The organism is Streptomyces sp. NPDC046862 (assembly GCF_040704615.1).
In the GTDB taxonomy this organism is placed as follows: Bacteria; Actinomycetota; Actinomycetes; order Streptomycetales; family Streptomycetaceae; genus Streptomyces.
Genome location: NZ_JBEYXP010000082.1, coordinates 1 through 20,079, shown reverse-complemented (window position 1 = coordinate 20,079; position 20,079 = coordinate 1). Strand labels below are relative to the sequence as shown.

Annotated in this window: 18 protein-coding genes; 7 read left to right on the top strand and 11 right to left on the bottom strand. The window is 70.9% G+C overall.

Features of this window, described 5'->3' with window-relative positions; all coding sequences use genetic code 11:
• The first annotated feature begins 1 nt into the window (after nt 1).
• Complete coding sequence (locus tag AB0959_RS49250; protein ID WP_366833515.1) at nt 2–1,414, top strand: RICIN domain-containing protein; 1,413 nt, start codon at nt 2–4, stop codon at nt 1,412–1,414.
• Between the two features lie 15 nt (nt 1,415–1,429).
• Here the strand turns inward: AB0959_RS49250 and AB0959_RS49245 are convergent, their stop codons facing one another.
• Nucleotides 1,430–3,112: a rhamnogalacturonan lyase B N-terminal domain-containing protein gene (locus AB0959_RS49245; protein WP_366833514.1), complete on the bottom strand. Its 1,683-nt coding sequence runs from the start codon at nt 3,110–3,112 to the stop codon at nt 1,430–1,432.
• Between the two features lie 192 nt (nt 3,113–3,304).
• Between AB0959_RS49245 and AB0959_RS49240 the strand changes: the two genes are divergently transcribed.
• Complete coding sequence (locus tag AB0959_RS49240) at nt 3,305–4,345, top strand: rhamnogalacturonan acetylesterase (RefSeq protein WP_366833513.1); 1,041 nt, start codon at nt 3,305–3,307, stop codon at nt 4,343–4,345.
• 205 nt (nt 4,346–4,550) lie between these two features.
• On the top strand, nt 4,551–6,254 hold the full coding sequence (locus tag AB0959_RS49235; protein ID WP_366833512.1) for a DUF2264 domain-containing protein: 1,704 nt from the start codon (nt 4,551–4,553) through the stop codon (nt 6,252–6,254).
• 3 nt (nt 6,255–6,257) lie between these two features.
• Here AB0959_RS49235 and AB0959_RS49230 read toward each other — a convergent pair whose 3' ends face one another.
• The 6 genes from AB0959_RS49230 to AB0959_RS49205 form a co-directional block, all read right to left on the bottom strand.
• Nucleotides 6,258–7,052: an ATP-binding cassette domain-containing protein gene (locus tag AB0959_RS49230; protein WP_366833511.1), complete on the bottom strand. Its 795-nt coding sequence runs from the start codon at nt 7,050–7,052 to the stop codon at nt 6,258–6,260.
• Entirely contained in the window at nt 7,049–8,110 is a 1,062-nt protein-coding gene (locus AB0959_RS49225; RefSeq protein WP_366833510.1) for an ABC transporter ATP-binding protein, read from the bottom strand. The genes AB0959_RS49230 and AB0959_RS49225 overlap by 4 nt, the downstream gene beginning before the upstream one ends.
• Complete coding sequence (locus AB0959_RS49220; RefSeq protein WP_366833509.1) at nt 8,107–8,967, bottom strand: ABC transporter permease; 861 nt, start codon at nt 8,965–8,967, stop codon at nt 8,107–8,109. The genes AB0959_RS49225 and AB0959_RS49220 overlap by 4 nt, the downstream gene beginning before the upstream one ends.
• Nucleotides 8,964–9,908: an ABC transporter permease gene (locus tag AB0959_RS49215; RefSeq protein WP_366833508.1), complete on the bottom strand. Its 945-nt coding sequence runs from the start codon at nt 9,906–9,908 to the stop codon at nt 8,964–8,966. Before AB0959_RS49215 ends, AB0959_RS49220 begins: the two co-directional genes overlap by 4 nt.
• An 82-nt stretch (nt 9,909–9,990) precedes the next feature.
• Nucleotides 9,991–11,649 (bottom strand): ABC transporter substrate-binding protein, encoded by a 1,659-nt coding sequence (locus AB0959_RS49210; protein ID WP_366833507.1) that lies wholly within the window; start codon nt 11,647–11,649, stop codon nt 9,991–9,993.
• A gap of 175 nt (nt 11,650–11,824) precedes the next feature.
• Nucleotides 11,825–12,436, bottom strand: coding sequence for a TetR/AcrR family transcriptional regulator (locus tag AB0959_RS49205; RefSeq protein ID WP_366833506.1), 612 nt, complete (start codon nt 12,434–12,436; stop codon nt 11,825–11,827).
• Nucleotides 12,437–12,640: 204 nt separating this feature from the next.
• On the opposite strand from AB0959_RS49205, the gene AB0959_RS49200 reads away from it, so the two are divergent.
• Together AB0959_RS49200 and AB0959_RS49195 are read left to right on the top strand one after the other, a co-directional pair.
• Nucleotides 12,641–14,380: a CocE/NonD family hydrolase gene (locus tag AB0959_RS49200; protein WP_366833505.1), complete on the top strand. Its 1,740-nt coding sequence runs from the start codon at nt 12,641–12,643 to the stop codon at nt 14,378–14,380.
• 40 nt (nt 14,381–14,420) lie between these two features.
• Nucleotides 14,421–15,074 (top strand): hypothetical protein, encoded by a 654-nt coding sequence (locus AB0959_RS49195; RefSeq protein WP_366833504.1) that lies wholly within the window; start codon nt 14,421–14,423, stop codon nt 15,072–15,074.
• Between the two features lie 122 nt (nt 15,075–15,196).
• Here the strand turns inward: AB0959_RS49195 and AB0959_RS49190 are convergent, their stop codons facing one another.
• Nucleotides 15,197–16,627, bottom strand: a complete 1,431-nt coding sequence (locus tag AB0959_RS49190) for a hypothetical protein (protein WP_366833503.1) — start codon at nt 16,625–16,627, stop codon at nt 15,197–15,199.
• Between the two features lie 138 nt (nt 16,628–16,765).
• Here AB0959_RS49190 and AB0959_RS49185 point away from each other — a divergent pair, with 138 nt between their 5' ends.
• Nucleotides 16,766–17,224 carry a hypothetical protein gene (locus AB0959_RS49185; protein ID WP_366833502.1) on the top strand — a complete coding sequence of 153 codons (459 nt, stop codon included), beginning with the start codon at nt 16,766–16,768 and terminating at the stop codon, nt 17,222–17,224.
• A complete protein-coding gene (locus AB0959_RS49180; protein WP_366833501.1) occupies nt 17,221–17,985 on the top strand; it encodes an isocitrate lyase/phosphoenolpyruvate mutase family protein in 765 nt (254 codons plus the stop codon). The genes AB0959_RS49185 and AB0959_RS49180 overlap by 4 nt, the downstream gene beginning before the upstream one ends.
• Here the strand turns inward: AB0959_RS49180 and AB0959_RS49175 are convergent.
• From AB0959_RS49175 to AB0959_RS49165, 3 genes are all read right to left on the bottom strand, one after another.
• Nucleotides 17,957–18,784 carry an alpha/beta fold hydrolase gene (locus tag AB0959_RS49175; RefSeq protein ID WP_366833499.1) on the bottom strand — a complete coding sequence of 276 codons (828 nt, stop codon included), beginning with the start codon at nt 18,782–18,784 and terminating at the stop codon, nt 17,957–17,959. The two genes, AB0959_RS49180 and AB0959_RS49175, sit on opposite strands and share 29 nt — an antisense overlap.
• Nucleotides 18,781–19,407, bottom strand: a complete 627-nt coding sequence (locus AB0959_RS49170; protein ID WP_366833498.1) for a WHG domain-containing protein — start codon at nt 19,405–19,407, stop codon at nt 18,781–18,783. Before AB0959_RS49170 ends, AB0959_RS49175 begins: the two co-directional genes overlap by 4 nt.
• A 496-nt stretch (nt 19,408–19,903) precedes the next feature.
• Nucleotides 19,904–20,079 (bottom strand): dihydrofolate reductase family protein (locus AB0959_RS49165; RefSeq protein WP_366833526.1); only part of this gene is annotated, 176 nt, incomplete at its 5' end.

Here is a 20,079-nt window from a genome sequence, read left to right as displayed (position 1 = left end):
CATGAGACGCGCGTACGCGATCCTCCTCGCCCTCTGCCTGGCACTGGCAGGAGCGCTGGCCACGGCCGGACCCGCCCAGGCGGCACCGCAGACCATCACCAACGGCACGCAGTTCACCGACACCTCGGGCAACCCCGTGCACGCCCACGGCGGCGGGGTCATCAAGGTCGGCTCCTACTACTACTGGTTCGGCGAGAACCGCAACGCCGACAACACCTTCCGGTACGTGGACGCCTACCGTTCCACCGACCTGAAGAACTGGGAGTTCAGGAACCACGTCCTGACCCAGTCCAGCGCCTCCGAGCTGGCCACGGCCAACATCGAGCGGCCGAAGGTCATGTACAACGCGTCCACCGGCAAGTTCGTGATGTGGATGCACAAGGAGAACGGCACCGACTACAGCGAGGCCCGCGCCGCCGTCGCCGTGTCGGACACGGTCGACGGCAACTACACCTGGCAGGGCAGCTTCCGCCCGCTCGGCCAGCACATGTCCCGTGACATCACGGTCTTCGTGGACACCGACGGCGCCGGCTACATGATCTCGGCCGCCCGCGAGAACTACGACCTGCAGATCTACCGGCTGACCTCCGACTACACCGGCATCGCGAGCCTCGTCGCCGACCCCTGGCACGGCGGCCACCGCGAGGCCCCGGCCCTGTTCAAGCGCAACGGCGTCTACTTCATGCTGACGTCGGGCGCGACCGGCTGGAACCCCAACCAGCAGCAGTACGCCACCGCCACCAACATCGCCGGCCCGTGGACCGCGATGACCAACGTCGGCGACTCGACGACCTTCGGCTCACAGACCGCCTACGTCCTTCCCGTGCAGGGCAGTTCGGGTACCTCGTACCTGTACATGGGCGACCGCTGGGGCAACTCCTTCGGCGGGACCGTCAACGACTCCCGCTACGTGTGGCTGCCGCTGACCTTCCCGAGCTCGACCACGATGTCCATGTCCTGGTCGCCGGAGGTCACCATCGACACGGCCGCGGGGACGGTCACCGGCACCAGCGCCACGTACAACACGCTGATAGCCCGCCACTCCTCCAAGTGCGCCGACGTGACAAGTCAGTCGCTCTGGCCGGGCGCCCAGATCAAGCAGTACACCTGCAACGGCGGCAACAACCAGAAGTACTGGTTCAAGTCCGTCGGCAGCGGCTACTACCAGCTGATGGTGCGGAACAGCTCGATGTGCGTACAGGAGAACGCCTCCACCGTCACCCAGGAGAACTGCAACTCCTCGGCGACGAACCAGCAGTGGTCGCTCACCACCACGGGCTCCTACGTCAACGTCAAGTCCCGCGCCAGTGGCGAGTGCCTGGACGTGAACGGCGCGTCCACCGCCGACTCGGCCGCCGTCATCACGTACACCTGCAACGGCGGCACGAACCAGCAGTGGACGCGGGGGACGTGACCCTGCGTGAGACGGTCAGGCGAGCAGGTCGATCGCGTCGACCGACGTGCCCGCGCTGAGGAAGCCGGTCGTCCCCGACCCGCTCACCACGTCGATCCTGAGCACGTTGTACTGGCTCGTGTCCGCCTTCCAGGCGGACGCCGGGACGCTGTACGTGAACGTGTGGTTGTTGCCGCGGTAGGAACCGTTGGTCAGCGACCGGGTGTTCGGCTGGGTGGGTGGCGAGGGGATGGCCGACGTCCACGTGTCGTTGACCGTGACCTGCGGGCGGCCGTTCGCGTACGCCGTCGTCACCCCGATCCTCAGGGTGTGCGCTGCGGCGGCCTGGGCCGCGGTCAGCTTGAAGTACACCAGGATGCCGCTGTTGACGTCCTTCCAGAGGTAACAGGGGAAGGACGCCGTCTCGTTGTTGCCGATCACCACGTTGCCGGTCCAGGACGCGGCCCGGACGTCGGAGGGGTGGGCGTACGTCATCAGGTCGGCGTTCTTGAACCCGCCGGGCGTGCCGTCCCAGGTGCCGATCCGCCAGATGGCGCTCGCGTTGGACGGGTCGTTGGAGGAGGGGATCGCGATCGAGTTGAGCGTGGTCGTCCCGCCCGCGGTGACCGTCACCGACTGGGTGTGCACGGCGAGTTCCCGCTTGAAGACCGTCAGCGTGTACGTCCCCGGGAGGATCCCGGAGACGGAGAAGTAGCCGTCGGACGCCCGCGCCGAACCCCAGTACTGTGCCGCCGAGTTGGCGAGCCCGACCGTGTACGGCTGCGCCGTGTCGCGCCCGGTGATCCCGACGCCCGCGACCCGGCCCCGCCCGCCCGCGCCGACGTACCCGGAGATGCCGAGCGAGTCCGCCCACGAGGTGGTCAGGGTGCCCGGGAAGAGGGACGAGGAGGGTGCGCCGCCGTCCGTGAAGGCGATGACGTACGGGCCCTGGAGGCCGAAGCGCTGGGCCTCGGTCTGGTTCTGGCCGTAGTAGAGGATCTCGTACAGCCCGCCGCCGTCCGCGCTCTGGTGCCGAAGCAACGAGCGGTAGAACGGGCCGCCGGACGCCTTCTCGTGGTTGCTGCGCACGATCCACAGGCCGACGCCGCCGCTGCTCCAGCCGACGTAGTTGTCATCGATCACCCGGAGCTTCGAGTAGTGCTTCGAGCGGGTCTGGCCGTCGGACTTCGCGAACACGTCCGAGGCCTCGATCGTGGAGGTCGTGTACGTGTAGGAGTCGGGCTCGTCGTTGAGGAACATGCCCTTCTTGACGCGCACGATGTAGCGGGTCGCGCTGACCGAGTCGTCGGCCTTGTTGGTCCACAGGTAGACGTTGTTCTCGCCGCTGCGGGCCGCGTAGTAGTGCCTGAGCGTGCCGTGCGTGACGCTCACCAGGATCGTCGAGCCGGACTGCTTGATGGTGACGGTCGAGCTGCCGAGGCCGGACTCGATGTGCGAGTTCATACCGCCGTAGCCCTGGTACTCCGTGCCCCGGTACGCCAGCGAGGTCAGGTCGCCGTTGGACTTGCTGACCTTGAAGACGAGGTTGGCGCCGGTGTCGATCACGTAGTTCGAGCCGTCGTCGGTGTAGCCGAAACTCGCGGCGTGCGCGGCGGAGGCCAGCGGGCCGGTGAGGGCCGCGCCCGCGGCGGTCGCGCTCGCGCCGAGGACGAAGCCGCGGCGGCCGAGGGGTCTGCCGGTGTGGGGGTGGCTGGACATGGGGGGTCTCCTTCCGGAGGCGTGGGGGGTGTGCGGGTGATCGGAAGGGTGACAGTTGAATCGATTTCGCGAAAGGGCTTTCACACCGTCGAAGTTGACAATCATGTGAAAAACTGCCGACATCTAGAAAGCGCTTGTCAGACGCGGTACCGTCCAGCGGCCAGGTCTTGCCGTCCGTCCCGAGGAGCCGCAATGAGACGTTTCACCGTCGCCGCGCTGACGGCCGCGACCCTGGGTACCGCCTTGGCGGCCGTACCGGCCCAGGCGCACGCGGGGCGCCCCGTCCTCGGACCCGAGAACTGCAACGCGACCTCCTGCCACTTCGACGTCGCACCCGGCACGTACGACGTGACCGTCCTCCTCGGCGGCGACAGCGCGGCGAGCACGAGCGTCGGCGGCGAGACCCGGCGCTCGCTGCTGCCCGAGACGGCCACGGCGGCGGGGGAGCGGGTGGCCCGTGGCTTCACGGTGAACGTCCGCACCCCCGAGGGCGAGCCGACCGGCGCGGAGGGCACGCCCGGCCTGGACCTCGTACTCGGCGGCTCGGCGCCCGCGCTCGCGGACATCCGTGTGACACCGGCCCGGCACACCCGGCAGATCTTCCTCGTCGGCGACTCCACGGTGTGCGACCAGCCCGGCGACCCGTACTCCGGCTGGGGCCAGCAGCTCCCGCAGTACCTCCGCGAGGGCGTGTCCGTCGCCAACTACGCGGACTCCGGCGAGAGCACGGTCTCCTACCTCGCGAGCCCCCAGCTGTGGGGCACCGTCCAGCCGCTGATCCGCCGCGGCGACCTCGTCCTCATCCAGCTCGCCCACAACGACAAGCAGACCGACGAGGCGACATACCGGGCGAACCTGGAGACACTGGTGGCGGGTGTCCGCGAGAAGGGCGGGAAACCGGTTCTGGTTACCCCGATCGTCCGGCGCTGGTTCAACGCGGACGGCACACTGAACAACAACACCGCGTTGCTCGTGAACGGCCTCGGCGTGGATCACCCGGCGGTCACCCGCTCGGTCGCGGCGGACAAGGGCGTCCCCCTGATCGATCTGACGGCGAAGACGAAGGCTCTTGTCGAATCGCTGGGTGTGGAGGCCTCCAAGTCGGTGTACTTGTACAACGAGAAGCGCGACAACACGCACACCTCCGTCCACGGCGCGACGGTCTACGCGGGCCTCGTCCGCGACGAACTCGCCGCCCAGCACCTGGTGCCGGAGGGCAGGGTGCGGATGTGATGAGCCCCTGGGGCGCCTCGACCGGAACCGGGGCGCCCCAGGCCTTCGCCTTTGCGCTCCGCTGGTTGGGCCGTCTTGAAGCTGCGGGTCCGTCGTGGCTGGTCGCGCCCACGCGGCGGAGCCGCATATCGACACAGCCCCGCGCCCCTTACGGGGCTTCGACCGGCCCGCCTATCGTCGACCCACGCAAGACAGGAAGCCCCCGATGCCCTCCGAGGACCGCTCCCTCAGCGCCTGCACCGGATACACCCGCGCCCACTGGGAGAACGCCGCCGACTCCCTGCTGGCCGCCGTGGAGCCGTACGCGAGCGCCGACGGTGCGCTCTACCACCTGCCCGGTGACCGGACGAGCTGGTCCGGGCGGCTCTCCGACGGTCTGGAGGGGTATGCCCGGACCCTCCTGCTGGCGGCCTTCCGTCGGGACGAGAAGGCGCTCCAGCGGTACGGCGACGGGCTCGCGGCCGGAGTGTCGGGTGTCTGGCCGCGTATCGAGGACCGAGGCCAGCCCCTGGTGGAGGCGGCGTCGATCGCGCTCGCGCTGCGGCTGACCCGCCCGCTGCTGTGGGACCGCCTCGACGACGCCGTACGGCAGCGCGCGGCGGCCTGGCTCGGTGACGCCCTCACGGCCGAGGCCTGGCCCTGCAACTGGGAACTGTTCCCGGTGACGGTCGGCGGGTTCCTCGCGGAGATCGGCCACGAGGCGGAAGCCTCCCACCGGGCGATCGACCGCGGCCTGGAACGCATCGAGCAGTGGTACCTCGGCGACGGCTGGTACACCGACGGCGACGGCCGGAAGTTCGACTACTACAACGGCTGGGCCATGCACCTCTACCCGGTGCTGCACGCCTGGCTGGCGAACGACGAGCGGCTGCTGGACCTGTACGGCGGCCGCCTGTCGACCCACCTCGCCGACTACGCCCACCTGTTCGGCGGCGACGGCGCCCCCATGCACCAGGGCCGCTCCCTGACGTACCGCTTCGCGACGACCGCACCCCTGTGGCTGGGCGCCCTCACGGGCCGTACGCCGCTGACGCATGGGCAGACGCGGCGGCTGGCGTCGGGCGCGCTGAAGTACTTCCTCGACCACGGTGCCGTGGACGAGCGCGGCCTGCTCACGCTCGGCTGGCACGGCCCCGACCCTGCCGTCCTGCAGGGCTATTCGGGCCCGGCATCCCCGTACTGGGCGAGCAAGGGCTTCCTCGGGCTGCTGCTGCCGCCGGACCACGAGGTGTGGACGGCGCGGGAGGAGCCCGGGCCGGTGGAGAGGGAGGACACGGTCCGGCCCGTGGGCCCGCCCAACTGGCTGCTCCAGTCGACCCGCGCCGACGGCCTGGTCCGCCTCCACAACCACGGCAGCGAGGACGTCCGCTACGACCCGTACTACACGCGGCTCGCGTACTCGACGGTGACGGAGCCGTCGGAGTCGTACGACAACAGCGTGATCGTGGGCGACGACCCGAGCCGCACCGGTATCGAGCCGCTGGGGGCAGGCGAGGGCTGGACGGCCTCGCGGCACACGGCGGCCTCCGGCGCCCGGGTCACGAGCCTCGTGCTGGCCGAGGGGGCGGTGGAGGTACGGGCGTTCCATGTGTCGGGGGCGCCCGAAGGGACGTCGGTGCGTGTCACGGGATGGGCGGCGAAGGGGGACGGCGTGCGTGCCGAACTCCGGTCCGTCCACGGACTGTCGGACGCACCCGGCGGTTTGACGGGCGTCACGGCGGCCGGCGGCACGGTCTTCGTCGCCCTCGCCCGGCTGACCGGTGAGCCGGACCCCGTACCGCTGGAGGAGCTGGTCTCCGTCCGTGTCTCCGTCCGTGTCGAGGACGGGACGGACGAGATCCATGTCCGCTGGAACGGCGGCTCCGAGACGCGGGCGCGGCTGGGGGACGGGGCGGTCGCCGTCTCGTAGGCGTCACCGTGAGCGGGCCGGCTGCCAGCCCTCGCGGGGGACGGCCGCCAACAGGTCGCGGGTGTAGGGGTGTTCGGGCGCGGTGAGCACCTGGTCGGTGGTGCCGTGCTCGACGACCCGGCCCTGGTGCATCACGATCAGCTCGTCGGTCACCTGCTGCGCCACGGCCAGGTCGTGGGTGACGAAGAGGTAGCCGATGCCGAGTTCGTCGCGCAGGTCGGCGAGCAGGTTGAGCACCTGTGCCTGGATGGACACGTCGAGGGCGGAGACGGCCTCGTCCAGGACGAGGATCTTCGGCCGGGAGACCAGGGCACGGGCGATGGCCACCCGCTGGCGCTGTCCACCGGACAGGGTGCCGGGCGTCGAACGAGCCACACGTGCGTCCAGGCCGACCTGGTCGAGGAGATCGGTGGCGCGGTCGCGACGCCGGTCGCGGTCGGGTTCGTGCAGGCGCAGGAGCTCGTCGATGCCGTTGCCTACGGTCTGGCGTGGGTCGAGCGAGGTGTAGGGGTCCTGGAAGACGAGCTGGATCCGGCGGGCCCGGCGGAGCCGCTCGGCGCGCCCGCGGGGCGTGGCCCTGCCCGTGATCAGTGGCTCGCCGTCGACGCGGACGGTGCCCGCCGTCGGGGTCTCCAGACCGACGAGCATCCGGGCGACGGTGGTCTTGCCGGAGCCGGACTCGCCGACAACGCCCATCGAACCGCCGGGCGGGAGGGTCAGGGACACGTCGTCCACGGCGAGCCTGCCTCCGGGGAACTCCTTGCGCAGGCCGGTGGCCTCCAGAACAGGCGTGGTCATGATGTCCTCTCCAGGAGGCTTCCGGCCGCCGCCAGTTCGGCCGCGCGGTGGCAGGCGACCAGGTGGGTGCCCTGTGCTTCGAGCCGCGGCCGGTCCGTGCGGCAGCGCTTCTCGGCGAAGGCGCAGCGGTCGGCGAAGACGCATCCGGGTCCGGCCTCGAAGGCCGACAGGGGCCGGCCTGGGAGGCTGACCGGGCGGGCTCGGGTGCCGATGGCCGGGCGGGAGCGCAACAGGCCCGCGGTGTAGGGGTGTCGCGCGGTGCGGTGCAGGCCCTTGGAGGGGCCGAGTTCGACGATGGTTCCGGCGTACATCACCGCGATGCTGTCGGTGACCGCCGCCGCCAGGTCGAGGTCGTGGGTGACCAGGACCATGGCCAGGTGATGCCGGCGGCGCTGCTCGTGGAGGATGGCCATCACCTCCTGCTGGGTGGTCACGTCGAGGGCGGTGGTGGGCTCGTCGGCGAGCAGGAGCCGGGGTCCGGCGGCGAGGGCCGCGGCGATCATCACCCGTTGGAGCAGGCCGCCCGACAGCTGGTGGGGATGCTGGCGCAGCCGCTGCTCCCCGTCGGCGACGCCGACGTCCGCCAGATGCCGGATCGCCTGGTCGGCGGCCTTCCTCCGCGCGACGCCACGGGCGCGGACCAGGACTTCGGTGAGGAAGTCGCCGACCGTCCGCACGGGGTTGGCGGCGGCACGCGGATCCTGCGGGATCATCGCCACCTCGCCGGCCCGGAAGGCTCGCAGCTCTCGCGGGTTCATGGCGGTGACGGAGCGGCCGTCGAAGGTGACGCCGCCTTCCGCACGGGCCCTCGCGGGCAGCATGCGCAGTACGGCCTTGAGGCTCATGGACTTGCCCGACCCGGATTCCCCGACCAGTCCGAGGGACTCGCCGGGCCGCACGGCGTACGAGACGTCGTGCAGGACGGTCCGTCCGTCGGCCAGGTCGACTCTCAGGCCCGCGATGTCGAGCAGTCTCTCCTCCGCGGTCGACTTTCCCACCGACTTCCTCGCCGACTTCTCGTCCCCGACGGGCTTCTCTTCCTTGTTCGACGTCCTCACGCGCGCCCTCCCGCCGTGTCCGAGTCGCTCGCCCGTTCGCCGATGGTGTTGACGGCGAGAACGACGACGATGATCAGCAGTCCCGCGGACAGTGACTGCCAGGGGGCGCCGCCCAGCAGCGCCGACTGGCCCTGGGAGACCATCAACCCCCATTCCGCGGAGGGCGGCTGGACGCCCAGGCCCAGGTAGGAGACCGCCGCCAGGTCCACGAGTGCCGAGCCGAAGGCGATCGCGGCCTGGGCGCGGATCACCGGCCACACGGCCGGGGTCAGATGGCGCAGGCAGATGGCCCAGCCGCCGAGGCCGTGGGTGCGCAGCGCCTCGATGTAGGGGAGGGTGCGCTCGCGGACGGCGATGGTGCGGGTGACGCGTGCGATGTACGGCGTGTACGCGACGGCGAGCGCGGTGACCGGGGCGAGGAAGCCGGAGCCGATCATCGCGACGGCCAGGACGGACAGCAGCAGTCCGGGGAAGGCGAAGAAGAAGTCGAGGACACGGCTGGTGACCGCGTCGAACCAGCCGCCCAGCCAGGCGGAGGCGACACCGAGAGCGGTGCCCAGGACGGTGGCCGCCGCGATGATCAGCGTGGGGCCGAGCAGGCTGAGGCGGGCGCCGTACAGCAGCCGGGACAGGATGTCCCGGCCGAGGTCGTCGGCTCCCAGCCAGTGGGCCGGGGAGGGGCCGGAACCCGCGGCCAGGATGTCGGTCGCCGCCGGGTCGTACGGGGCGATCAGCGGCGCGAGCACGGCGGCGAGGGCCAGGAGCACCAGGAGGGCGGCGAGCACGGCCGACACGGCGTCGACGCGGCTGCGCCGAGAGGGTTTCTCCAGGGGGAGCGCGAGAGCTGTCGCTGTCATCGGGCCTGCCTTTCACGGGTCCGGACCACGCCACGGACCCGTGGATCGAGCGCGCGGTGCAGGAGGTCGGTGGCGGTGGTGGTGACGATGAAGGCGGTCACCATCAGCAGACTGATCGCCAGGACGACGTTGCTGTCCTTACTGGCCACGGACTGGACGAGGAACGAGCCGATGCCGCCGATGCCGAAGGCCTGCTCCACCACGACGGTGCCCGTGATCAGACCGGCGACGGCGAGCCCGGACACCGTGGTGATCTCGGGTGCCGCGTTGCGCAGTACGTGCCGGCGGAAGACGCCGCCCGGACTCAGACCCCGGGAGCGGGCGATGGCCACGTGTTCCTGGCCGAGCTGTTCCCGCAGGGAGGCGCGCACGACCTGGGCCAGATAGGCCGCCCAGGACAGGGCGAGCGCGAAGGCGGGCAGGATCAGCCCGCGCAGTCCGCCGACGCCGGTGGAGATCGCGGGCAGCCAGCCCAGCCAGAGCGCGAAGACCTGGACGAGCAGCGCCGCCGCGACGAAGGACGGGACGGCGACTCCGACCCCGGACACCACGGGGAGCACGGCGGAGCCGGGCCGGCTCACCGCCCCCAGAATTCCGGCGCCGACCCCGCCGACCAGGATGAACAGCGCCGTGAGGCCGACCAGGGCCAGGGTCTGGCCGACGCGGGGCGCGAGGAGTGAGGAGACGCTCTGCTGGTACTGGAGCGAGGTGCCGAAGTCGCCGTGCAGACTGCCCTGAAGCCAGTGGAGGTAGCGCAGGGGGAGGGGCTGGTCGAGGCCATGGGTGTGGCGGATCGCCGCGATCTGCGCCGCGGTGGCCCTGGAGCCGGCGAGCCGGGAGGCCGCGTCGCCCGGAGAGGCCGCCAGGGCGAGGAAGATGACCAGGCTGGACGCGAACAGGGTCAGCAGGGCGCCCGTGACGGTGCGGAGTACGGCGCGCATGGTGGAAGCTCCTTTACTTCGCCGAGCCGATGACGGCTGCTTCGCCGAGCCGATGACGGCTATTGGGCTGAGCCGGCGACTGCTACTTCGCGGAGCCGATGACGGCGAGCGAAGGCTGGAAGATCGCGGCGGTGGTGAGCGGGGCGCCGGTGACGCGCTTGTTGAGGTAGGTGACCTCGTTGATGCTCAGCAGCGGCACGGACCAGGCGACCGCCTCGTACCGGGCCTGCGCCTGGACGATGTACTCGGCGCGCTTGGCGGCGTCCGTCGTCTGCCGGGCCCTGGCGATGAGAGCGGCGGTCGTGTCGTCGTCCCAGCCGATCCAGTTGAACTGGCCGCCCGGCACCGGGCCGAGGGCGAGATAGTCGAGCGGGTCGGCGACGCTGAGGAAGCCCCTGGTGAGCAGGAAGTCGATGCCCGCCCGTGCCTTCGGGTCGTAGAAGGCCGTGCTGAACTGGAGCGGCTGCATCTGCTTGATCTGCACCTTGAGCCCGATGGTGCGCGCCTGCTCCTGGATCAGGGTCGCGGTGGTCACCTCCGTGGCGTCCCCGGCCTGCACCCCGATGGTCACGGTGGTGTCCTTCAGGGGGCTTTTCGCGAGTTCCTTCTTCGCCGCGTCCGGGTCACCGCCGGGGCCGGGCTTGTCGAGCTTGTCGTACGCGCTCCGGTAGATCCCCTTGGCCTTCGCGTCCCATCCCGAGGGCGGGATGAAGGTGGAGAGCGGTGTGGCGCTGTTGTGGAAGACGGCGGTGGCGAGGGCCTTGCGGTCGATGACGTCGAGGAGGGCCAGGCGTATGTGTGCGTCCTTGCCCGCAGGCGTGCCGTTGGGGGCCAGTTGGTACGAGCCGAGTCCGGGGCCCTGGTGGATGGCGCCGGTCGTCGTGTTCGCGAGGGCCGGGAGGGCGGCGGCGGGTACGCCGAAGGCGCCGTCGAGCTGGCCGGACTTCAGGCCGAGGGTGAGGTTGGTGGTGTCGGCGACGAAGGAGACGTCGACGGCGGCCGCGCGGGCGCGGAAGGCCTTGTCCCAGTAGGCGTCGTTGCGGACGAGCCGGATGCTGGTGTTGGCCTTCCAGTCGGACAGCTTGAACGGGCCGGTGCACATGACACCGTGCGCGCCCTTGCCGTAGGAGGCCCCCTTCTCCTTGATGAAGCCGGCCTTGGCGATGACGCCGGAGGTGGCCGCCATCTCCTTGTTGAACAGCTCGTCCGGCTGCTTGAACTTGACGGTCACCTCGAGCGGGCCGGTGGCCTTGATGGAGGTGACGTTCACGAAGTTGGGGAAGTTGTTGGAAGCGACCTTGTCGTCGCGGTTGCGGTTCAGGCTGTAGGCCACGTCGGCGGCGGTGAGGGGCGAGCCGTCCCAGAACCTCACTCCCTCGCGGATCTTGTAGACCAGGGTGGTGGGGTTCGGGTTGTTCCAGGATGCCGCGAGGCCGGGCGCGTAGGAGAGGTCGGCCTTCATCCGGACGAGCGTGTCGCAGAGGTTGGCGACCATCACGTTGGAGCTGTAGTCGCCGGCGTGCGCGTAGTCCAGGCTGGTGGGCTCCCCCGAGGGCAGGTCCCAGTGGAGGGTGTCGATGTCGCCCTTGGCGGCTGCCGTGGTCACGTTGACGGTGGGGGACGCGCCGGAGGAGGCGCTGCCCGCGGAGGCACCCGACTGGGCACCGGTACAGGCCGTGAGCCCCAGGAGGGGGAACGCGGCCAGGAGTGGCCAGTGGGATGCGCGGCGCTTCGGGGACACGAAAGCCTCCCAGGGAGGGGTGGGATGCGGCACGGGGCCGGGGGAAGGCCGACACACGGCCCGGTCCGCTCGTCGCGGTTCCCTGACAGTGACAGGGCCCGAATACCTTGTCAATGAAGACAAAGTAATGACAGTGCCCGCGCCCCCAGGATGTCCCCGCCTCCACTGCCGGGTGTCATGTCCGGGAGGTCCCGCCCATGGTGACCGCGCCCAGCTGCGCCACCAGCGCCTCACCCGCCACCCGGATCAGCCCGCCCGATCCGAGCGGCCGGTCGAGATCGGAGATCACGGCGTTGCCGAGCGCCAGGCACAGCAGGCCGTACGCGGTACCGCGCCGCGCGGTCGGTGTGCTGTCCGGGAACTCGGCGGCCAGTCCCGAGTCGATCGCGCCGAGCATCAGCCGGTAGCCGGACATCATGGCCTCACGCAGTGTCTCATCGCTCTGGCCTGCCCTGATGAGCTCCAGGATGACGGCGCTCTCGTCGCCCGCGCCCAGGAACCAGGGCCCGAACAGATGGTCCATCGCGACGCCGAGGCGTTGCTCGGGCGGGGCCTGCTCCACGGCGGTGGCGAAGGCGCGGTCCTCGCGCTCCTGCACCCATTCCACGACCGCGAGCAGCAGGTCGTCCCGGTTGCCGACGTAGTGCCGGACGTGGCTGCGGCTCAGTCCGGACTCCTCGGCGATCTTCTCCAGTGTGGTGCCGGCCAGCCCGTTCCTGGCCAGGCACCGGCTAGCCGCCTGAAGAACCTGCCGCCGCCGCTCGGCGGCCAGACTCGGGCGCCCCATGGCTGATGTGCCTCCCCTGTGATCCGAGCTTCAGATGGGTTGAAGCATCGCACGCCGCGACGACCTGGCTCCCGGTGCCCGGCTTTTGTTTGTCGGTATTGAAAAACTACAGGGGTGATGCCACTGTGGGCGAACCCGTCGGGCTTCCGCCCGCATCTCCACCCGCGTCTCCACCCCACGACAGACAGCATGTGAGGCTGCCCCGTGAACGTGCCTTTCGAGACCGTCACGCCCGCACCGGTCGACCCCTCCGCCCTGCCGTTCAGGGTCCGGATGCGGGACGGTGTCCGGCTGGCCACCGACGTCTACCTCCCCGACGGTGAGCCGGTCGACGAGCCCGGCCCGACGATCCTGGTCCGGCTGCCGTACGACAAGTCCGGGACGTACGCCTCGATGCCGCTCATCGCCCGGTACATGACCCGGCGCGGCTACCGCGTCGCGGTCCAGGACGTGCGCGGCAAGTTCCGCTCCGAGGGCGAGACCCTGCTGTTCGTCAACGAGGTCCACGACGGCTACGACACCATCGAGTGGATCACCCATCAGTCCTGGTCCGACGGGGTCGTCGGGATGTGGGGCGACTCGTACTACGGCTACACCCAGTGGGCCGCGGTCGCGAGCGGGCACCGGGCGCTGCGCGCCATCGCCCCCCGTGTGACCGGCACCGAACTCGGCCAGGTCGTCGACAACCCGGACGGCACGCGGGACGTCGAGATGGGCATCCACCTGGGCTACATGGCCACGCACTACGTGGGCACCGACACCTACGAGTGGGAGCCCGATCCCGGCCGCCGGCCGCTGATCGCCCCCTTCGAGGAGTTCTTCGGGACCCTGGGGCGCCGCTCACCCTCCTTCGACGTCGCCTTCCCCCGGGAGGTACGTCTGCGCCGCTGGCCGGAGGGCCACCCCTTCGACCACCGCGCCGTCCCGGTCCTGCACACCGTCGGCTGGTACGACAACTGCGCCCCCTGGCACTGGCGCGACATCGAGGAACTCGCCCGCCGCTCCGAGTGGTCGAACCAGCAGTACCTCCTGATCGACGCGATCGACCACGAGAACTACCACCTGTCGGGCGCACCGTACGACGACGAGTCACGCGACCACACACGCGACCAGGAGGCGTTCCGCACCCTCCTGCCCGGCTACCTCGACCCGGCCCTGGACTTCTTCGACATCTTCCTGCGGCGCCGGGGCAACGCCGCCGAACTGCCGCGCGTGCGCTGGCGCCTCGTCCACGGCGAGGAGAACGGCTTCCGCGCGGAGACGGCCTGGCCGCCTGCCGACAGCCGAGCCCTCACCCTGCACCTGGCCGCCGGGACGGAAGCCCCCGACGCTCCGGACGGGAACACCCCCGGACGGCTCAGCCCGACCCCGCCCGAGGACACGTGCGCGGCGAGCTGGATCCACGACCCCGAGGACCCGGTGCCCTCGCCCGCCCCCAACGCCTTCGCCTACCTGCAGACCAACCCCCGCCTGCACGACTGGTCCAAACGCGACGACGTCCTGGTCTTCGACGCCGAACCGACCCCCACCCCAGTCGACCTGGCGGGCCCGGTCTCCCTCCAGGTCACCCTCACCACCACCGGGCCCTCCACCGATCTCTTCGCGAAGCTGCTGGACGTCCACCCGGACGGCGAGGCCGAACTAGTGGCCCACGGCCGCGTGCACACCGACCTGCCGCACCGGCGTCTGACCCTGTCCCTCGGACACGCCGGATACCGGCTGCGCCCCGGCCACCGGCTGCGCCTGCACCTCCACAGCAGTGACTTCCCCGAGTACGTGCTCCACCCGGGCACCGACGAAAACCCCTGGCTCGCCGTCCACGGCGCACGTACGACCCAGCGGATCGGGCTCGGAGGCACCGAAGGCGCACGCCTTGCGCTCACGGTCTTGCGTGGAGGTGAGTACGGAAACTCAGGACGAGGCGAGGGACGGCTTCTATCGTGAGCTTGACCTTGACCTTGACCTTGAAACGGGGGATGCAGAGGTGCGGGAAATAGCCAAGGGTGCCGTGACGGTGGCTCTGGTCGTCCTCGCGGCGTTGACGCTCGGTGCCTGCGGCACGGAGCGCGCGACGACGGGGGCGGCCGTCGGGACCGCGACCGACGGGACGAGCACCGGCCCGAGCCCCTCCGCCGGGTCACCGTCTCCGGGGTCTCCGTCCGCGGGGTCACCGTCCGCGGGTTCTTCGTCCCCGGCGTCCCCCTACGTGGAGCCGGGGGCCGGTGACGGCGCCCCGCACTACCGCGAGAACAACGGCTTCCGGATCTCGGGCGACATGTCCGCCGCGAGTGCCGAGGACGCCCAGCGGGAGGCCGACCGCATCGAGCCGGTGCTCAAGCGGCTGTGGCAGCACAGGACGTGGGACCCGCGGACGGTCCGCGCCGCGATGCTCGAACTCGGTTACCAGGAAGAGCATGTCGACGCCAAGGGGAACCTGCTCGGCGGGACGCTGCGGGTCGAGCCGATGAACTCGCGTTTCGAGAACGGGCGGGAGGTCAGGCCCGAGGGCGCGCTGGTGGGCCTGCGCGTCCATGACGACGCCTGCGTCACCGCGTTCGTGCAGAAGACCAACTACCAGGTGTCGACGAACGGCCCCTACCCGGAGACGGGTTGCTTCGAGCCACCGGCCGGCCACTGAGGCCCGACGCCGGCCTCACCTCGCCGGACCTTGCCCCGCCCCCCCGGCCCCCCCCGGCCCGCGCGCACCGCATCGGGAAAGACGCAGCGACCGCGGTCGGGGGGACAGCGATGCCGTCTCCGTCAGGGCTTGAGGCGGGCGATGCTCAGGGACGTCGCGGTCGGGGACGCCCCGTTGAGGGGAGTCGTGTAGGTCGGGGCGACCGGGACGTAGGCCCAGGTGAGGGTGCCGTCCTTCAGGACCGCGATGTCGCCGGTGAGGCGCGCCTTGACGACCTTGTCCGCGCCCTGGGCCTTGCCGTTCCAGTCGACCAGGCGGAAGTGGGTGCCGCTGAAGGTGCCGGTGCAGGTGCCGTTCGCGCACTTGGCGTTCTTCAGGGACTCCCAGGAGACGAGGAGGCGGTCCTTGCCGTACGGGGCGACACGGACGTTGACGTTCTCCGTGCCCGTGGCGCTGGTCAGGTAGACGGGCTTGCCGGCGGGGGTGTTGCGGTTCTTGAGGAAGGCCACCGCCACCTGGTGCGTGCTCGTCTTCGGCTTGACCGTCCAGCCGCGGCCGCTGGAGTCGTCCGGGTTCTTCTTGGCGGAGGCGGCCCCACGTGAGGCGAAGGCCGTGGCGTAGCGCCCGCTCGACGACTTCACCAGGTCGCCGGTGCGGCTCGGATACGTGCCGCCGCAGTAGCCCGCCCAGCACTGCTCGCGCTGCACGACCGGCGCGTTGTCGGGGGCGCCGATGCCGGTGGAGACGAACAGGCCCGAGCGCCAGTCGTCGAAGCAGAGGGACGTGAAGGCGCCCGTCTTCTCCGCGTGCAGGGCTATGCCCTCGTTGTGACTGCACCCCCAGCCCCAGCCGCCACTCATCTTGGCGCCCTTGGAGCTGACGTACTGCATCTTGTCGCCGAAGTGGCCGTCGGCGAAGCCGCCCGCCCCGTGGACCACGAAGTACGCGCCGTACTTGGTGCCGTTCCAGGTGAGCTGGCCGTCGAGGAGCGGGGCCGTGTCGTTGGACGACTTCCCGGTGAGCCTGGTGCGCCAGGTCTGCTTGCCGTTCTGGTAGCGGACCAGCGCCGCGGCCGTCTCGTTCCACTTGTTGCTGTCGGAGACGCGGGTCAGCAGCGCGAAGCCGTCGTTGTGCGCGACGAGGCCGCCGACCTCCTTGGTGCCCTTCACGACCGCGTCCGCGCCCGAGCGTTTCCCGGCCGCCGTGAGCGGGGTGACGTGGACGCCGTCCTTCGCGGGCCAGGCCACGCGCAGGGTGCCGTTCGGGGCCACGGCGGTGGCCGTACGCGTCCACTCGCGGGTGTTGTTGTAGCCGGCCGAGAGGTAGGGGAACTTGGCCGGAAGCTTGACGGTGGTGTTGGTGACGGTGAGGCCGTCCGCGGCGGTCGAGGCCGCGGGGGTGGTCGCCGTGGCGGTGGCGTACCACGCCCCGGCCAGCAGACCGGCCGCCGCGAGGGCGCCGATGACGGGCTTGCGGGCGACGTGGCGACGCCGGTGTGCCGGGGAGGAGGGCGCGGAGGACGCGGATGGTGCGGTGGGTCTTGCTGATGTCATGGCCTGTTGTTGTCACAGGTACGGGAGAGGTTGCTGTGACGAGCGCCACACGGAAGGGCCGGTCTGCATGCGAACGGGCCCGCCGGGGCCGACATTGTTCGGCGGGCGCCGAAATCTCCGCCCCCTAGCGTTCCGGCCATGACCGCAGTACCGCAGGAGAACCCCGCACGGGCCGTCGTCGCCATGGTGGACCACGTCCTCGCCCTGGCGGAGACCTGGACCGCCTGGGACGGCACGCCCGCCCACGTCGACGACCGCGTCTACACCCCGCACAAGGCGATCCGACGCGTCGCCGACCACCTGATCGACCACCTCGCGGAACTGGAGGCCCGGCTCGTGGGCGAGGAGCCGCTGCCCGACCACTGGCACGCGTCGGCCGTCACCACGCGGGCGGACCTCGCGCCCTTCACCCAGGAGGACCTCGACGAGGCGCGCAGCCGGCTCACCCGGCTGGCCCGCGTCTGGGCCGACCGCCTCGGCACGCTCACCGACGACCAGCTCGACCACTCACCGGGCGAGGGCTGGACCTTCCGCGAACTGGCCCTCCATCTCAAGGGGTCGACGTACTACGCCGACGCCGTGGGGAGGCTCGCGTGACCGGCTTCGCCGCCCTCCACCACGGCGAGACGCCGCTGCTCCTGCCCAACGCCTGGGATCACGCGTCCGCGATGGCGCTCGCCGGTATGGGTTTCGCCGCGATCGGGACGACCAGCCTCGGGGTCGCCGCGGCCGCCGGTCTGCCCGACGGCGCGGCGGCGACACGGGAACAGACCCTCCGGCTGGCCCTGACGCTCGGCCCGGAACCCTTCTGGCTGTCCGTCGACGCGGAGGGCGGTTTCAGTGACGACCCGGACGAGGTGGGCGAGTTGGCGCGCGAGCTGCAAGCCGCCGGAGCCGCCGGGATCAACCTCGAGGACGGGCTCGGAGACGTCGCCCTGCACGCCGCGAAGATCTCGGCCGCCAAGTCGGCCGCGCCCGGCCTCTTCGTGAACGCGCGCACCGACACGTACTGGCAAGGGGACGGCGAGGGAACCCCGCAACGCCTCGACGCCTACCAACAGGCAGGCGCCGACGGCGTGTTCGTGCCCGGCCTGAGCGACCCGGCCACGATCGCCTCGCTCGTACGGTCCCTGGAGGTGCCGCTCAACATCCTCTACTCACCCAGTGGCCTCACCGTCGAACGGCTCGGCGACCTGGGCGTCCGCCGCGTCAGCCTCGGCTCGCTGCCGTACCGACGGGCCCTGGGCGCGGCCCTCGACGCGGTCGCCGACGTCCGGGCCGGACGTACGCCGCGGGGCACGACGCCGACGTACGAGGAGGTGGCGGCGTTCAGCCCACCGGAGCCAGCGTCTCCATGAGCCGGTCGGCGAACTCTTCGGCATGCGTGACGGCGCCCACATGTCCTCCCGGGAACTCCGTGAGCGCACCATCACAGGTCTTGGCGACGAACTCCGCCGTGTGGTGGAGGAGTTGCCCGCGGGAGTCGTGGCCGAAGGCGAGGGTGAGGCGGCCGGAGCTGCCGCGGAGGGCGACCGGATCCGGCGCGTACGCGGTGAACTGCCGCAGCACGTACGTGAGGAAGGCGTCCATGGGGGTGGTGGGAGGACGCACGCGGGAGTCCGTTCCGGTCGCGGACGCCCCCGCAGCAGGGCTGCGATGCTCCTCCCGGCCCGGCTCCTCCAGGCTCGACTCCTCCAGCCCGGCCTGGAGCCGGGCCATCGCCGCCTCGATGTCCGCCGCGCGGTACGTCTCGTACACCTTCCGGAACATCGCGAGGTGCCGTTCCGCGTCGGGCAGCGCGCCCACGCACGGCGGCTCGTGCGCGACGACGTGCCGCAGCCGCTCCGGGTGGCGGGCTAGCAGGTCCAGGGCGGTGATCCCGCCGGAGCTGCTGCCGAAGACGAAAGCGGACTCCCCGTCCGGCAGTACCGCGTCGAGCACGCGCCGGGCCCCGTCGCTCCACGTCCGGACCCGCTGGTCCGTGGCGGGTGCGCCGAGGCGTCCGTGCGCGAGGCCCATCGGGTCGTACGTCACGACGGTGAACCTTCCGGCGAGCCGCCCCACGAACGCGTCGAGCCCCATGGGGTGCCCCGCGCCTCCCGGGACGACGAGCAGCACGGGTCCGCTGCCGCACACGTCGAAGTGCGGGTCACTCATGTGTTCTGCTCCCTGTTCTTCGCCTTGTTCTTCGCCTTGCTCTTCTCCGTCTGGTCGCGGCGGGGCCAGTGCTCCAGCGCCACGTGCAGGGCGGCGACGGCTCGCTCCCAGGACGCCTGGACGTCACGGGGGGCACCGAAGCCGCCGGAGGCCTCGAGTGCGCAGTAGCCGTGGAAGGTGCTGCGCAGCAGACGTACGGCGTCGGTGAGGTCGGGTTCGTCGAGGCCGTAGGCGCGCAGCATGCCGTAGGTGATCTCGGCGGTACGGCGGAGGTTGGGTGACTCGGTGACCAGGGCCTGGTCGATCCGGATCTGGGTCGCCGCGTACCGCCCGGGCCGCTCCAGTGCGTACTCCCGGTAGGCGTCGGCGAAGGCGGCCAGGGCGTCCTTGCCGGCGCGTCCGGCCACCGCCGCGGCGATACGGTCGATCATCTCGCCGCCGGCCAGGAACGCGATCCGCGTGCGCAGGTCCTGCAGATTCCTGACGTGCGCGTACAGGCTCGCGTCCTTCACCCCGAACCGCCGCGCCAGCGCGGACAGGGTGACGTTCTCGAACCCGATCTCGTCGGCGAGGTCGGCGGCGGCCTCGGTGAGGCGCTCGGCGGTGAGTCCTGCGCGGGGCACGACGGCGTTCCTCCACGGTCGCGGAAACCTAGTGGGTCTAGGTTACAGCCTAGGATGGGTAGCCTCGTGGTCGTTCAAGGCGGGTGAGCAATAGTCTCCGAGTTCGAGACCGATGTGCTGTCGGGGTTGGTGCTCGCGTGAGCCTCAGCTGGTCCGGTTGACAGCACGATCCGCAACGACACCAACCACCTGGAGCTGATCCGAGACTGGTTCGGCCGTCCGCTGTGGGAGATGGAGCCGACCGACGCCGACGTCTACTTCGGCAAGGCGCTCCGCGACGCCAAACCGTCGACGCGGACCGGCAGGGCGGGCGCGCTGGCAGTGTTCTTTCAGTTCCTTGAGCTGCGACACAAGGCCGAGATGCACAACCTCACCGGCCGTGTGGTCGAGTGCCCGCTCGACGAGATGAACCGGCCGCGGGCCTCGGTGGAACCGCAACTGCGAATCCCGCCCAGGGCCCTGGGCCCGAAGCCCGCGCTGATCCGACGTCGGGCACTCAGGGCCTTGTCTCGTACCTGGTCAGCACCACGCCGTCAGGAAACGTCCGGGTCTCCACCAGGCTCAGGTTCACCCAGTTGTCCAGGGCCGTGAAGAACGGCGTGCCGCCGCCCACCAGGACCGGATGGGTGACGACCGCGTACTCGTCGATCAGCCCGGCCCGCATGGCCGCCG

What these genes read in the sequence shown, in the direction of transcription:
- AB0959_RS49250 (WP_366833515.1), top strand. Translation starts at nt 2, where the DNA reads ATGAGACGCGCGTACGCGATCCTCCTCGCCCTCTGCCTGGCACTGGCA.
- AB0959_RS49245 (WP_366833514.1), bottom strand. Translation starts at nt 3,112, where the DNA reads ATGTCCAGCCACCCCCACACCGGCAGACCCCTCGGCCGCCGCGGCTTC.
- AB0959_RS49240 (WP_366833513.1), top strand. Translation starts at nt 3,305, where the DNA reads ATGAGACGTTTCACCGTCGCCGCGCTGACGGCCGCGACCCTGGGTACC.
- AB0959_RS49235 (WP_366833512.1), top strand. Translation starts at nt 4,551, where the DNA reads ATGCCCTCCGAGGACCGCTCCCTCAGCGCCTGCACCGGATACACCCGC.
- AB0959_RS49230 (WP_366833511.1), bottom strand. Translation starts at nt 7,052, where the DNA reads ATGACCACGCCTGTTCTGGAGGCCACCGGCCTGCGCAAGGAGTTCCCC.
- AB0959_RS49220 (WP_366833509.1), bottom strand. Translation starts at nt 8,967, where the DNA reads ATGACAGCGACAGCTCTCGCGCTCCCCCTGGAGAAACCCTCTCGGCGC.
- AB0959_RS49215 (WP_366833508.1), bottom strand. Translation starts at nt 9,908, where the DNA reads ATGCGCGCCGTACTCCGCACCGTCACGGGCGCCCTGCTGACCCTGTTC.
- AB0959_RS49205 (WP_366833506.1), bottom strand. Translation starts at nt 12,436, where the DNA reads ATGGGGCGCCCGAGTCTGGCCGCCGAGCGGCGGCGGCAGGTTCTTCAG.
- AB0959_RS49190 (WP_366833503.1), bottom strand. Translation starts at nt 16,627, where the DNA reads ATGACATCAGCAAGACCCACCGCACCATCCGCGTCCTCCGCGCCCTCC.
- AB0959_RS49185 (WP_366833502.1), top strand. Translation starts at nt 16,766, where the DNA reads ATGACCGCAGTACCGCAGGAGAACCCCGCACGGGCCGTCGTCGCCATG.
- AB0959_RS49175 (WP_366833499.1), bottom strand. Translation starts at nt 18,784, where the DNA reads ATGAGTGACCCGCACTTCGACGTGTGCGGCAGCGGACCCGTGCTGCTC.